The sequence below is a fragment of the Candidatus Binatia bacterium genome (genome assembly GCA_026415395.1).
Taxonomy (GTDB): Bacteria; Desulfobacterota; Binatia; order HRBIN30; family HRBIN30; genus HRBIN30.
The window spans coordinates 215,010-228,580 of record JAOAHD010000017.1; the positions used below are offsets into that span (position 1 = coordinate 215,010).

At 59.6% G+C, this 13,571-nt stretch carries 10 protein-coding genes; 2 read left to right on the plus strand and 8 right to left on the minus strand.

Going from position 1 to position 13,571, the window contains the following annotated elements:
* Positions 1 to 14 precede the first annotated feature (14 nt).
* Positions 15 to 779 (minus strand): glucose 1-dehydrogenase, encoded by a 765-nt coding sequence (locus N3C12_14015; GenBank protein ID MCX8073541.1) that lies wholly within the window; start codon positions 777 to 779, stop codon positions 15 to 17.
* A 261-nt stretch (positions 780 to 1,040) separates the two neighbouring features.
* On the opposite strand from N3C12_14015, the gene N3C12_14020 reads away from it, so the two are divergent.
* The gene (locus tag N3C12_14020; GenBank protein ID MCX8073542.1) at positions 1,041 to 3,080 is read left to right on the plus strand and encodes a carbon starvation protein A; all 2,040 of its coding nucleotides are present in this window, start codon (positions 1,041 to 1,043) and stop codon (positions 3,078 to 3,080) included.
* Positions 3,081 to 3,213: 133 nt separating this feature from the next.
* Here N3C12_14020 and N3C12_14025 read toward each other — a convergent pair whose 3' ends face one another.
* The 6 genes from N3C12_14025 to N3C12_14050 form a co-directional block, all read right to left on the minus strand.
* Positions 3,214 to 3,951: a hypothetical protein gene (locus N3C12_14025; protein MCX8073543.1), complete on the minus strand. Its 738-nt coding sequence runs from the start codon at positions 3,949 to 3,951 to the stop codon at positions 3,214 to 3,216.
* A 237-nt stretch (positions 3,952 to 4,188) separates the two neighbouring features.
* A complete protein-coding gene (clpA, locus tag N3C12_14030) occupies positions 4,189 to 6,495 on the minus strand; it encodes an ATP-dependent Clp protease ATP-binding subunit ClpA (GenBank protein ID MCX8073544.1) in 2,307 nt (768 codons plus the stop codon).
* Positions 6,496 to 6,498: 3 nt separating this feature from the next.
* Positions 6,499 to 6,825: an ATP-dependent Clp protease adapter ClpS gene (gene clpS, locus N3C12_14035; GenBank protein MCX8073545.1), complete on the minus strand. Its 327-nt coding sequence runs from the start codon at positions 6,823 to 6,825 to the stop codon at positions 6,499 to 6,501.
* A gap of 93 nt (positions 6,826 to 6,918) precedes the next feature.
* On the minus strand, positions 6,919 to 8,091 hold the full coding sequence (locus tag N3C12_14040; protein MCX8073546.1) for an aminotransferase class V-fold PLP-dependent enzyme: 1,173 nt from the start codon (positions 8,089 to 8,091) through the stop codon (positions 6,919 to 6,921).
* Between the two features lie 80 nt (positions 8,092 to 8,171).
* A complete protein-coding gene (locus N3C12_14045) occupies positions 8,172 to 8,924 on the minus strand; it encodes an SDR family oxidoreductase (protein ID MCX8073547.1) in 753 nt (250 codons plus the stop codon).
* A 10-nt stretch (positions 8,925 to 8,934) separates the two neighbouring features.
* Entirely contained in the window at positions 8,935 to 10,659 is a 1,725-nt protein-coding gene (locus N3C12_14050) for a glutamine--tRNA ligase/YqeY domain fusion protein (GenBank protein ID MCX8073548.1), read from the minus strand.
* A gap of 86 nt (positions 10,660 to 10,745) precedes the next feature.
* Between N3C12_14050 and N3C12_14055 the strand changes: the two genes are divergently transcribed.
* Positions 10,746 to 11,504 carry an enoyl-CoA hydratase/isomerase family protein gene (locus tag N3C12_14055; GenBank protein MCX8073549.1) on the plus strand — a complete coding sequence of 253 codons (759 nt, stop codon included), beginning with the start codon at positions 10,746 to 10,748 and terminating at the stop codon, positions 11,502 to 11,504.
* 24 nt (positions 11,505 to 11,528) lie between these two features.
* On the opposite strand, the gene N3C12_14060 is transcribed toward N3C12_14055, so the two are convergent.
* Entirely contained in the window at positions 11,529 to 13,526 is a 1,998-nt protein-coding gene (locus tag N3C12_14060) for a CRTAC1 family protein (GenBank protein ID MCX8073550.1), read from the minus strand.
* Positions 13,527 to 13,571 lie beyond the last annotated feature (45 nt).

The following is a 13,571-nucleotide window of genomic DNA, read 5'->3' on the forward strand; positions in this document are numbered from 1 at the left end:
GTCGAACACGAAGGTTAACGCATACCACCATCGACTCGGATGATCGCCCCGGTAGTGTAGCTAGACGCCGGCGTGGCGAGGTAAAGGGCTGTTCCCACAATCTCCGAAGGGTCTCCGATCCGACGCAACGCGATGTTCGTCTGTGCGTAACTAGCCACGGCGTCGAGGTCCCAATGGCGACTGACATCGGTCAAAAACGGTCCTGCTTCGATCGCGTTCACGCGCACCTTAGGGCCGAAGGCCTGCGCTAGGGCCAAGGTCAGCGTGTTCAACCCAGCTTTTGCTGCCGCATACGGCGCCTCAGCGGGCGTCGGGCGTTCCGCGGCAACACTCGTGACATTGATGATCACCCCGCCGTCGCCGCTCGCCATCCGACTACCGATGACGCTAGCAAGACGAAACGGACCCTTGAGGTTCACCGCGAGTACCTTGTCGTAAAGCTCCTCAGTGATTTCTGGTAACGACGGATACAATGGGGACATTCCGGCATTATTCACCAAAATGTCGATGCGACCAAAGGCGTTGTAAACGACGTCGATCAGATGATCGATTTCGCTCCACTTCCCCACGTGGCACGCCACGGGCAGCGCCCGCCGTCCGATTGCTTCAACCTCCTTCGCGACACGTTCACAGTTGTCCCGCTTGCGGCTGGCAATCACCACGTCGGCGCCTGCCCTCGCAAAGCCAAGCACCATTTCGCGGCCCAGCCCGCGGCTCCCCCCTGTCACAAGCGCAATCCTTCCCCGCAGATCGAACAGTGAAGCCAACTTGAGATCCATCCAAGGCACCTCCTTGCGGCGGCATATTGTTCGGCGTTGCCCAATCTACCCTAACCTACAATTATCGCAGCGACCGAACCCTCCTAAGCCCAGCGTCCGTTTTGGCTGATCGCTCAGTCCCTAGCTTCACTGCCCAAGCACTGCTTGTGAACGGGCTTACAGGCCCACGTTGCACTGTCGATGGCGAATTGGCAGAAGCTCAGTCAATTTGGCGACAGAATAGGTCGACAGACCAGATCTCTAACCGCCGCTGGAGGAGCCATGAGACTCGTCAAAGTGATTCCCTGGTTTGCCATTGCCCTAGTTGGAGCCTACGCACTCGGCCAAATCGCCTATTGGCGTGGCGAAACAGTTAATGCCGTTTGGTTCATTGCCGCGGCTGCTGCGGTGTATGCGATCGCTTATCGCTTCTACAGCGCTTTCCTGGCTGCCCGCTTGTTCGCCCTCGACGCTTGCCGCCTCACGCCCGCAGAGGCCATCAACGACGGGCGCGACTTCGTCCCCACCAATCGGTGGGTGGTCTTCGGCCACCACTTTGCCGCGATTGCAGGCCCCGGTCCGCTGATTGGCCCTACGTTGGCAGCACAGTTCGGTTACCTGCCTGGTACGTTGTGGATTCTGGCTGGCGTTGTGCTCGGAGGAGCAGTGCAAGACTTTTGCGTGTTGTGCGGGAGCCTGCGACGCGGCGGGCGCTCCCTCGGCCAGATGGCAAAAGACGAAATTGGCCCGATCGGCGGATTTGCCGCCCTGGTCGGGGTTTTTTCTATCATGATCATTTTGATCGCGGTCCTCGCGCTCGTGGTGGTCAACGCGCTTCGGCACAGCCCCTGGGGGAGCTTCACGGTAGGCGCCACAATTCCCATTGCCATGATCATGGGCGTGTACATGCGCTGGATTCGGCCCCACGATGTCCTTGGAGGAACCATCCTGGGCCTCGTGCTGTTGTTCTTCGCACTCATCGGTGGGCGATGGGTTGATCAACATCCGGTTCTCGGACCGATGTTTACCTTTTCCGGAACGCAACTCGCTTGGGCGATTATTCTTTACGGGTTCGCAGCCTCGGTGGTTCCAGTCTGGCTCCTCCTCGCGCCGCGCGACTACTTGTCCACCTTCGTCAAGCTCGGCACTGTCTTTGCCCTAGCCTTAGGCATCTTGGCCATGCGACCGGAAATTGAATTGCCGGCAATCACGCGCTTCGTCGACGGGTCGGGCCCGATCTTCGCGGGCAAAGTGTTTCCCTTCTGCTTTATTACAATTGCTTGCGGGGCAATTTCCGGCTTTCACTCGCTGATCTCCTCGGGCACCACGCCCAAGTTACTGCGGCGGGAAACCGACGCTCCGATGATTGGTTACGGCTGCATGCTGCTCGAGTCGTTTGTTGCAATCATGGCAATGATTGCCGCCGCCTCGCTCAAGCCGGGGGTCTACTTCGCCATCAATAGCCCAGCAGGTGTTGTTGGTGCCGACCCGGTCCAAGCAACTCAGACAATCACGTCTTGGGGATTTCCCGTTACCGTGGCCGAAATGGAGGAGTTGGCACGGAACATCGGGGAGCATACGGTGTTTGCACGCACGGGGGGGGCGCCGAGCCTCGCCGTCGGCATGGCACACATCTTCACCAATGCGCTGAACGGGACCGCCATCGCACTTTGGTACCACTTTGCGATCATGTTCGAGGCGCTCTTCATTCTAACGACCCTAGATGCTGGCACGCGCGTGGGCCGGTTTATGTTGCAAGATCTGCTCGGAAACATTTGGCCCGCGTTAGGTCGGACTGCTTGGTACCCGAGCATCATCTTAACCAGCACCATCGTGGTGGCCGCTTGGGGGTATTTCTTGTACCAAGGGGTCATCGATCCGCTTGGCGGAGTGAACATTCTTTGGCCCTTGTTTGGCATTGCCAATCAGTTGCTCGCCGCGATCGCCTTGGTCGTTGTGACCACCATCCTCATCCGCGAGGGCAAGGTGAAATACGTTTGGGTCACACTCATTCCGCTGACATGGCTGCTGGCCGTCACGTTCACTGCCGGGTATCAGAAAATCTTTTCGCCCGATCCGACGTTGGGCTTTCTTGCGCAAGCTCATGACCTCAGTGCGCAGCTCGCCAGTGGTGCAATCCCTGTAGACAAGGTGCGCTCGGCTCGAGCCCAAATTTTTAACTTACGCCTCGATGCCGGCGTGACAGCTTTGTTCCTGTTCCTCGTGCTCCTTATTCTGTTCGAGGCGGTCCGGGCCTGGATCCGTGCGCTACAGCCCAAGGGGGAACACGCGGCCGTCGCAGGCGTTCCGGGACCGGTGTGACGACGCGGCTCCGTCTGCTGTCGCAAACCGATGGTTACGTTCACGCCCCGAGACGGTTGGCTAACGTGCTCGTCCCAACGTTACCGACTCCGCATGTGGAACCCAAAAGCTCCATTTAGTAAGAGCGCGAGCCTCACCGAAACCACGGCGGTAGTTCGTCCGTCACCTCATCCTGTCGCGGTGGGAAGCTCTCCGGTGGGGCGCTCGTCGGTTTCACGCGGCGAGTCGCTGGTTCAAGGCCTAGCTGCCGAGGTGGTTTCCCTCCTCGAGAGGATTTTGACCGAGAAGACCTTTCCCCAGGAGAATCCGGTGCCGGAGTTGCAACCGGGGTGGGCGTGAACCAAAGAACGGGAAAGCCGGGGACTTTAATCACTGGTGTGCGGGTAGCCGTGGCTCGCGGCGGAAGCTGCGTCAGCACACCGAGTCGTGGAGAGATTGTAGGCCCCTTTTTAACCGACTCAGAACTTGCCGCTCCTGGTTTGCCTTCGGCGGGTCGCGTCTCTGGCGCGGTTTCGCCGGAGACAAATGCACGAAAGACGGCCTGACATTCTTTCGTGGTCCGCGCAAACGAAAGTTCACGGAGCCACGAGGGAATCACCCCAACCTTCGACCGCACCACCGCTTCGATCACAGCCAAGTAGTCATCCGCTGCTCCCAACATGCTGTCGGCCTGCGGGCTGGGCTTGCCCGCAAGGAGCGCAGCACGCCGGACACACACATCAAATGCTTCCTGAAAGAGCCCTCGCTCGTCCAACTGCGCGAGCTCCTCCCTGCTCTTACTATCCCGCTCGCTCTCCCAGCGAGCGCCCGCGATTCGCGCCCCACCCGCCAAAACGCTCGCAACAAGGACCGCGACCACGATCCATTTCATTTTCCTTACCATGACCGTGCCCGGCGCACGTTGCAACCAGGTTACTGCTTTACGCTGCTACGACCGCGAGCTTTCGTATCGCGCAGCGCTGCCAACTACCTTGCCTTTTGCACGCGCCGGCAGGCGCTGGGCCACAGTCGACCGCGTCGGTCGAAGCTACGACCCCGAACACCGGCAATCTGCCCACGCTGGCAATCTTCTCGCATCCGAAAGCAGCAGCTTGCCAGCTCGAGACTCTCAGTCCACATCGGCAGCATCGACCGGGCGAGGCTCCGACAGCGGTTCATAGTGGAAAACCAGCCTTCCCTCGCGCGCGTCAATTTCCACCCGCCCACCGCGCTGCAGTTGCCCGAAGAGAATTTCGTCCGCCAGTACCCGTTTGATTTCGGTTTGAATCAATCTGGCCATGGGCCGAGCACCAAAGGTGCGGTCGTAACCCTTTTCGGCCAGGTATTTCCGCGCTGCTGGCGTGATTTGCAGAAACACCCTGCGCTCGTTCAACTGGGCGTCGAGTTGCGCAATGAACTTATCCACCACCCGCTCGATCACTTCGGGGCTCAGGGGTTTAAAGTGAATGATCGCGTCCAAGCGGTTGCGGAATTCTGGACTAAAGAGCCGCTCCAACGCTTCTTGCGCTTTGTGTGCGTTGCTCCGAGCGCCAAAACCGATCGGATTCGTGGCCATTTCCTGTGCGCCCGCGTTCGTGGTCATAATCAGAATCACGTTGCGGAAATCTGCTTTACGGCCGTTGTTGTCCGTCAACGTGGCGTGGTCCATCACCTGCAACAAGATGTTGAACAGGTTCGGATGCGCTTTCTCAATCTCGTCCAACAACAGCACCGCATGGGGCGACTTGCGGATCGCGTCGGTCAGCAACCCGCCCTGATCAAAGCCTACATATCCCGGAGGGGCACCAATTAGACGCGATACCGTGTGCGCCTCCATGTATTCGCTCATATCAAAGCGGATGAACTCAACTCCAAGGGTCGATGCCAACTGCTTGGCCACCTCGGTTTTTCCTACGCCAGTGGGCCCGGCAAACAAAAAGCAGCCGACCGGCTTTTCAGGCTGCCCGAGTCCGGCGCGCGCCAGCTTGATCGCAGAGGCAAGAGTGTGGATCGCTTCGTCCTGCCCGAAGACCGAGAGCTTCAAGTCGCGCTCCAGCGTCTGCAGCCGTTCACGATCAGACAACGAAACCGAACGCGGAGGAATCTTCGCCATTTGCGCGACCACTTGTTCCACGTCCTTGACCCGCACCACTCGACGGCGACTGTTGGGGCCCCCTTCGGCCTGTAACTTGGCGCCTGCCTCGTCGATCACGTCGAGTGCTTTATCCGGCAGGTGGCGGTCGTTGATGTAGCGGGCCGCGAGTTCGACTGCCGCTTTCAGTGCACCGCGCGTGTAGGTCACCCCGTGGTGGCGCTCGTAATACTTCTTTAGGCCACGCACGATCTCCAACGTTTGCTCCACGGTGGGTTCAGCGATTTCAATTTTTTGGAACCGGCGCGCCAAGGCCCGGTCGCGCTCGAAGTAATTCTTGTAGTCCTGGTACGTGGTCGCCCCGATGCAACGGATCTCCCCGGATTGCAGTGCAGGTTTGAGAATGTTCGAAGCATCGAGCGACCCGCCGCTCGCAGCGCCTGCGCCCACCAAGGTATGGATCTCGTCGATGAACAAAATCGCGTTGCTTTGCTTCTTGAGCGCGGAGATGACACCCTTTAACCGCTGCTCGAAATCACCACGGAAACGGGTGCCAGCGAGCAAAGCCCCCATGTCCAGCGCGTAAATTTTCGCGTTCTGTAATGACCGGGGAACGTCCCCTTTGTGGATCATCAGCGCCAAACCTTCTGCCAGCGCCGTTTTACCCACTCCGGGCTCTCCCACGAACACGGGATTGTTCTTCCGCCGCCGGCACAAGACATGAGCGGTACGGGCGAGTTCACGCTCTCGACCGATAATCGGATCGATCTTCCCTGCCGCCGCCTTGGCCACCAACTCCGTGGTGAACAAGGCCAGCGGGTCCCGCCCCCGCTTGGATTCACCGTCGAAGTCTTGATCGTCGTCCTCTTCGTCATCGCCCAACGGCAGGCGGGACAAATTCTCCTCACCGATCTTGGACACCCCGTGGGAGATGTAATTGAGCACATCCAGCCGTGTAATCCCCTGTTGCTCCATAAAATAAGCGGCATGCGAATCCGGCTCGCGAAATATCGCGACCAAAACATTCCGCGCCTGAATTTCTTCCTTGCCGGCGGACTGCACGTGCGCCGCGGCCCGCTGCAACACTCGCTGAAAGCCGGTAGTCTGCTGCGGTTGCACGGGTAACCCCTCGGGGACACGCTCCAAGTGGCGATCGAAAAACGTCTCCAAAGCACGCTTCAACGCGTCAACATCGCCCCCGCAGTGGCGAATGATGTCGATAATGTCCTCGTCGTGGAGCAGCGCGTAAAGGAGGTGCTCGATGCACACGAACTCATGCCGCCGCCGGCGAGCTTCGTTAAACGCCAGCGCCAAGGAAATTTCTAACTCTCGACTGATGCGCATCCGTCACGCCTCCTCGATGCTGCAACGTAGCGGGTACTCGTGTTGGCGCGCCAGTGCTTCGACCTGAGCCACACGAGTTTCTGCCACCTCTCGCGGGTACACGCCGGCCACACCGACGCCGTGGTGATGCACGTGAAGCATGATGCGCACCGCCTCTGCCTCCGAGCGGTGGAACACCGTCATCAACACGTACACGACGAAATCCATGGTCGTGTAGTCGTCGTTGTGCAGCAGCACCTTATAAAGTTTCGGTTGCTGCACTTTCCGCCGGGTTCTTGTCTTCGGGACCGTGGGGACCTCGTCTTCCCACTCAGGTCGCCGTTCACCCATGCCTCGAAGATTAGCACGGGCTTACCTGGGGACAACCAAATTTCACCCGCACCTTTGCTCGCCGTGCGCTCCCTACTTCCAACACTAGCCGATTTACCCCTGCTTCACCGCAGCAATGAAGGCATCGATGTCTTCCGGCCCGTTATAAAAGTGAATCCCGAGGTGCAGACACCCCTCGCGATAATTGATCGCAATGTGCCGTTGGTGCAGGCGATGCATCCAGTGCTCAGCATTTTCCCCAGGAGGCGGTTCGAGGAGAAGAATTCCGGACCACAGCTCCCGCTCTCGCGTGCTCCGGATCTTCCAACCGGACTCCGATAGCTCCGCTGCAAGGTAATCGGAGACAGCCCGGATTTGCGCAGCAATCCGCCCAATGCCCAGTTCCATAAGCCACGATACCGAGGCCTCCAGCGCAGAAATTCCTGGGATGTTTCTCGTGCCTTCTTCGAAACACCGAGCGCCGCCTGCGTAAGTCACGTCGTAACTGCTCAGCGGCTCTGCTGGTTCATGTGGATCCACCAAGCTGTTTGCACCGACGTGATACAACCGCATGTGCTCCCGCGCTTCGCGCGCGATGAAGCAAATTCCCACCCCCGGTGGTCCCAGGAGCCACTTCTGGGCACCTGCCGCGGCAACGTCAACCCGCATCGTACGTGCGGAAAACGGCAACGCTCCCCACCCTTGAACCGCATCGCACACCACCCATGCGCCCCGCTCGTGCGCGAGCGCGACCAGTCCGGCGAGGTCATGGCGAAACCCGTTGTAAAACTCCACCCAGCTCACCACGACCCCTCGCGTGCGCTCACCCCACGCTGCAGCAAAATCGTCCGACGTACATGCGCCTGCACTCCGAGGGCGGACCCAACGGACCTCCAGCCCAGCCACGCGCCGACTTAAAAACGGCAACACCGTGGCATAATGGCTGCCCTGCACCAGCAGCACCTCGTCACCAGGTTGCCACGGTAGGCTCTCCGCTGCCCAGAGTAGGCCTTCGGTAGTATTGCGACAAAAGGCGATCTCGTCAGCATCGGCACCGAGAAAGTCGGCGACCCGCTGTCGCGCACGCTCGAGCACGCGTGGGACGTGGAAAATCTCGAACACGATTCCCTCGCGAGCCAACTTGCGCAACACGGCGGTTGCTGCGCTCACCGCGCGGCGCGGGAGCAACCCCATGCCATTCGAGGCGAGGTATACGTAACGTTGGAGCGCAGGAAATTCGGCGCGAATTTCGGCAAGCTCTCGAGCATCAAAAGGCTGGTCTGCCACAACCGAACCCCGACTGTCGCCCTCGTACCCCACCCAACGTGGGCTGCGAGAGTCTTCCTTCTCAAGCTACGAGCGTAACTCTACACAGGCAACGCAACCAACCCGCCGCCGTCAACCACCAACGTATGACCGGTGATCCAACTCGCAGCGTCCGATGCGAGGTAAAGGGCGGCATAGGCGACATCTTCCGGCGTGCCGAGGCGTTTCAGCGGATATCGCTCGGCAACCAAAGCGCCACGTCCTTCGTCCCAAAGCAGCCGCGCAAAATCAGTCTGCACTAAGCCGGGAGCGATGGCGTTCACGCGCACCCGCGGCCCGAGTTCAGCGGCGAGCTGCCGAGTCAAATGAATCAGCGCCGCTTTGGTCACATTGTAAACCCCCAGGAGCGGACTGGTCTGCAATCCTCCCACTGAGGAAATGTTGAGCACAACACCGCCGTGTTCCTTCATCCAAAAGCGCCAACAGAGTTGGGTCCAGATGAACGGCCCGCGCAAGTTCACTTGAACGGTTTTGTCGAACCGAGGCAAGTCTGCCTCGATCAGCGGCCCGGCGTACGGATTGGTTGCCGCGTTGTTCACCAAGATATCCACCGCACCAAAGCGCTCCAAGGCGAATTCCACGCATGCTTGCGCTTGCTCGGGCTCACCCGCATGGGCAGCGCAGTATGCAACGTCTGACCCAATCTCTTTCGCAGCGTGCACGAGCTCGTCCGCCTTGCGCGCCGAAATCACCACCTGAGCACCAGCATCATGGAAAGCCCGTGCAATCGCTTTGCCGATTCCCCGCGATCCACCCGTGATCAGCGCAACCTTACCGTCCAACCGCAGCTCCATCGGTCCAACCTCAATCAACTAAGCCTCGCTGCTCCAAGCGGGCCCAAGTGTCCTTCAGCGTTACTGTGCGATTCAAGACGAGCTTGCCCAAACGCTGACTATCCGGATCCACGCAAAAATAACCGAGGCGCTCCAACTGCAGGCGTTCACCCGGCTTCGCCTCCGCCAGGGCTGGCTCTACCCACGCATTAGAGATGACCCGCAGAGAATCTGGATTGAGGAAATTCTTGTAATCCACGTCCTCTTTTTCCGCCGCCGGGTTTTCCACGGTAAAGAGACGGTCATATAGACGCACCTCCGCCGGGATCGCGTGCGCCGCGGATACCCAATGCAACGTCGCCTTCACCTTTCTTCCGTCAGGGGTGTCCCCACCGCGCGTTGCTGGGTCGTAGGTGCAACGCAACTCAATGACCTCGCCCCGAGCATTTTTTACCACTTCCTTGCAGGTAATCAGATATCCATAACGTAAACGAACCTCACGGCCCGGAGCTAAGCGAAAGAACTTTTTGGGCGGATCCTCGCGAAAATCATCAGCCTCGATCCATAGCTCTCGGGAAAACGGAACTTTGCGCGTTCCCGCCGATGGATCCTCCGGGTTGTTAATCGCGTCCATCCGCTCGACTAGGTTGGGCGGATAGTTTTCGATGACAACCTTTAAGGGATTCAAAACCCCCATGAAGCGCGGAGCACGGCGATTCAGGTCTTCACGGATGCAATGCTCGAGTAACGCGATATCAACTAAAGAGTCCCGCTTCGCGATTCCAATGCGCCGACAAAAATCACGGATGGCCTCGGGCGGCACCCCCCGGCGTCGCAAGCCCGCTAAGGTCGGCATCCGCGGATCATCCCATCCATGTACGTACCCGCCTTCCACGAGTTCGATCAGCTTTCGTTTGCTTAGAACCGTGTAGCTCAAGTTCAGCCGGGCAAACTCGATTTGCCGGGGATGGCACGGAGTTTCGAGGGTGTCCAAAATCCAATCATACAACGGCCGGTGATCCTCAAACTCCAGAGTGCACAGCGAATGCGTGACGCCCTCGACCATGTCCGAAAGGGGATGGGCAAAATCGTACGTCGGGTAAATGCACCACTTCGCTCCCGTGCGATGATGCGGAACGTGCTTGATCCGGTACAAGACTGGGTCGCGCAAATTCAGGTTCGGAGAGGCCATGTCGATCTTCGCCCGCAGGACGCACTCGCCTTCCCGGAACTTCCCCGCCCTCATGGCCTCAAAGAGGCGCAGATTTTCCTCTACACTCCGATTGCGATACGGGCTCTCCCGTCCCGGTTCCGTCAATGTTCCCCGGTACTGGCGAATCTCGTCGGTACTCAGATGGCACACATAGGCTTTGCCTCGCCGGATCAACTCCACGGCATACCCGTAGAGCTGCTCGAAGTAGTCGGAGGCGAAAAACAACTTGTCGCCCCAGTCGTAACCCAGCCACCGAACATCCTCTAAAATCGCCTCGACGTACTCCTTGTCCTCCTTTTCGGGGTTCGTGTCGTCAAAGCGCATGTGGCACACACCGCCGAACTCCTGCGCAACACCGAAGTTCAGGCAAATCGACTTTGCATGGCCAATGTGCAAGTACCCATTCGGCTCCGGTGGAAAACGCGTCACCACCCGACCCCCGTTTTTGCCCGTGCGCACGTCTTCGGCAATGATTTCTCGAATGAAATCTCGTGGAGGTGCCGTGGCTTTGACGCTCCCCGCCGTCACATCTGCTCGCTCCATAAGGCTGTCCTGCTCATAGGGAGGTTACCGAGAACGGTCAACGCCGGGCTTGCCTTGACCGCAGAACTCGACCACTAACCGCGGCCATGAACACCATTCAGATTGAAGACGTGGACGCCGTCCGCATCCTTACGCTGAACCGCCCGCCCGCGAATGCTATTGAAGAACAGTTGCTTTCGGACCTCCAGGACGCTTTACACGAGGCACAGTCCCACTCCCAGGTGCGCGCTTTGGTTGTCACCGGAGCTGGTTCGTTTTTTAGTGCGGGCTTCGATTTCCGAGCACCACGGCGCAGCGAGGAACAAGCGGCAGCCTTTTACCGCCTGTACCGCGATACACACGTGAGCCTACTGTCCTTTCCCAAGCCAACTGTTGCCTGGGTGCAGGGGCATGCGATTGCTGGGGGCTTGGTGCTGGCTCTCGCGTGCGATTATCGGTTGGGGGTGCAAGGAAACTATCGGATTGGGTTAAACGAGATCGCCGTCGGGGCGGCTTACCCACGAGCGGCCCTGGAAATCATTCGGCTTCGTTTGTCCCATGCTCGGGCGGCGGAACTCATGCTAGGTGCTGCGCTCTACCCGGCCACGGAGGCAATCCGTCTCGGTGTTGTCGATGAACTCCTTTCCCCAGAGGGTGCGCGCGACACGGTGCTGCGGCGCGCCGCGCGGCTCGGCGCGTTTCCCGCAGAAGCGTATGCCCACACGAAACGTGCACTCGTTGGGCCGGCTGTACAGGCCATCCTCGCGGAGACGGAAGACGAGGCGCGCGATACTCGTGCGGTGTGGCAATCCCCCGAGGGCCGTGCCGCGCGCCACCGACAATGCGAGCGGTTGCTCTCTCGCTGAGGCCAACTAAAGCGCAGGCCACGTTTACGGCTCCACTGCGTGGAGGTTCGTGTTCGCGGGAACGTCCAGCCACACCTGCCTCGCTCCCGTTCCCGGCCAACTCACTTCGACACGGTCCACCAAGGTCATATCGCCCAACCCAAAATGTGCCGTGAACTCATTGTGGCCGAGGTAGTTGCTGCCGCCATCGATTTCCCGCACTTGCGGCACCCCGCCACGATGGACCCACACGCGCGCCCGTGCACCAATTCCAGCACGATTCCAGCTCGTGCCCGTGACCTTGATCTTGAGCCACTTGCGTCGGCTCCCGCAGTCATTTCGAAACAACAATGGGTGGTCCGAGTTGTTGGCGATGAAGAGGTCTAGATCTCCGTCGATGTCGTAATCCCAAACCACAACAGCGCGGTTCTGCCGATCGTCGATTAAGCCCCAAGCTTCCCCCACCTCACGCATGGTGCCACCAACATTCTCCCACACCCGGAGCCGATCCCGTTCATAGTCGTCGTCCAGCTCGCTCATCCCGAGCTCGTCCAGCACCGGAAAGCGAGCGCCGTTGCCGACAACCAAATCGAGGTCGCCGTCGTTGTCCGCATCCCAAAACGTCGCACCCCACCCCCAACCGGCATTGCGGACTCCCCACTGGTCCGTGACATCGGCAAATCGGCGCTTGCCAACGTTGCGGAACAACCGGTTGCCACTCGTACCCCAAAAGCAGCCCTCTGGCCCCTGGCAGCGTGCGAGAGGATCCCAAATCGAACTCACAAACCAGTCGAGCAAACCGTCGCCATCCACATCGCCCACAGCAGATCCCATACCGTTTTCATCCGTACCTACACCTGCTGCAACCGTTCCATCCAGAAACGTTCCGTCTTGCCGGTTCCAAAATAAGCGGCTGGTTCCAAAGTCAGAGGCCACAAGAAGATCCGGCCAACCGTCCTCGTCGAGGTCGGTAAAGCGAGAGGCGAACGAAAATCCAAACCCGAGATCGGCACGAAGCGGAGGAACGGTATCCAATCGGACCCCGGCTCCCACAGTGACATCGTGAAAGAAACCGGGGCGCGTCAATCCCTCGTTACGCAACAGCCGCGCGTGCGACGGAGCATTGCGACGGTTGTACCCGCGAGGACGCCACTCGGTTACATGGATGTCGAGAAATCCATCGCGATCGTAGTCGCCAAACGCCACGCTGAAACCGTAGTGCGGCTCTTCGGTGAGCACCGCAGCACCGCGGGCGAGCCCTTCTTCGGTAAAGTGGCCACTGCCGTCGTTGACGAACAAGAAATGGCGGCGCTGGTCCGGGCCAACCGCCGTCGCGTACAAATCAAGGTCCGCGTCGTTGTCGATGTCTCCCCACGCCACCCCATTCATGCGGGTTTCGGGGACGACAAGACCAGCTCGTTCTGCCACCTCTTCGAAGCTTCCGTCACCGCGGTTGCGGAATAGCAAAAGGGAAGGCTCGTCGAGCCTACTCACAACGAGGTCCACTCGCCCGTCACCGTCAAAGTCGCCCGCGGCCGCGCCGCCAGAGAAGTAAAACTGCTCGTAAAAAGGGGCTGGCGAGGGCACAGTGTAGTGCACGTAATCCAAACCCACCTCTCGGCTGACTTCCGTGAAACAAGGCTGTCGTTCGATGAGGCGGGTCGCCGTCGCGCTTGGGGAAGCTGTCGGGGTCGCTGTGTTTGTCGGCAGAATGATCAGCGGCGTCGCAGTCCTCGTAGCCCGAGGCGTGCACCCCTGCAGCAGCGCGTTGACCCCTAGCACGATCTCCTCGATAGTTACTCGGCGATCCCCGTCGATATCCGCCGCAACGCACGCCTCCGGCCCTACGAGTTGCAAAGCAATCCGTACACTGCGGATCAGTTCGTCGACGGTGACTATGCGATCGCCATCGCAATCCCCCACACAAGCGTCTTCGGACCCAAGGTCGACGGCCATCGTGTCTCGCAGCGAGGCAGCCAGCGCGACCAAGCTACGAAGCGCCAATGCAACGATCCGGCGCGCGAGCTGGCGATGCCTCGCCACAAACCGCATAGCTCGCTTTTACTCCGACCCGTTACTGTTTGTCTA

What these genes read in the sequence shown, in the direction of transcription:
- N3C12_14015 (MCX8073541.1), bottom strand. Translation starts at nt 779, where the DNA reads ATGGATCTCAAGTTGGCTTCACTGTTCGATCTGCGGGGAAGGATTGCG.
- N3C12_14020 (MCX8073542.1), top strand. Translation starts at nt 1,041, where the DNA reads ATGAGACTCGTCAAAGTGATTCCCTGGTTTGCCATTGCCCTAGTTGGA.
- N3C12_14025 (MCX8073543.1), bottom strand. Translation starts at nt 3,951, where the DNA reads ATGAAATGGATCGTGGTCGCGGTCCTTGTTGCGAGCGTTTTGGCGGGT.
- clpA (MCX8073544.1), bottom strand. Translation starts at nt 6,495, where the DNA reads ATGCGCATCAGTCGAGAGTTAGAAATTTCCTTGGCGCTGGCGTTTAAC.
- clpS (MCX8073545.1), bottom strand. Translation starts at nt 6,825, where the DNA reads ATGGGTGAACGGCGACCTGAGTGGGAAGACGAGGTCCCCACGGTCCCG.
- N3C12_14045 (MCX8073547.1), bottom strand. Translation starts at nt 8,924, where the DNA reads ATGGAGCTGCGGTTGGACGGTAAGGTTGCGCTGATCACGGGTGGATCG.
- N3C12_14050 (MCX8073548.1), bottom strand. Translation starts at nt 10,659, where the DNA reads ATGGAGCGAGCAGATGTGACGGCGGGGAGCGTCAAAGCCACGGCACCT.
- N3C12_14055 (MCX8073549.1), top strand. Translation starts at nt 10,746, where the DNA reads ATGAACACCATTCAGATTGAAGACGTGGACGCCGTCCGCATCCTTACG.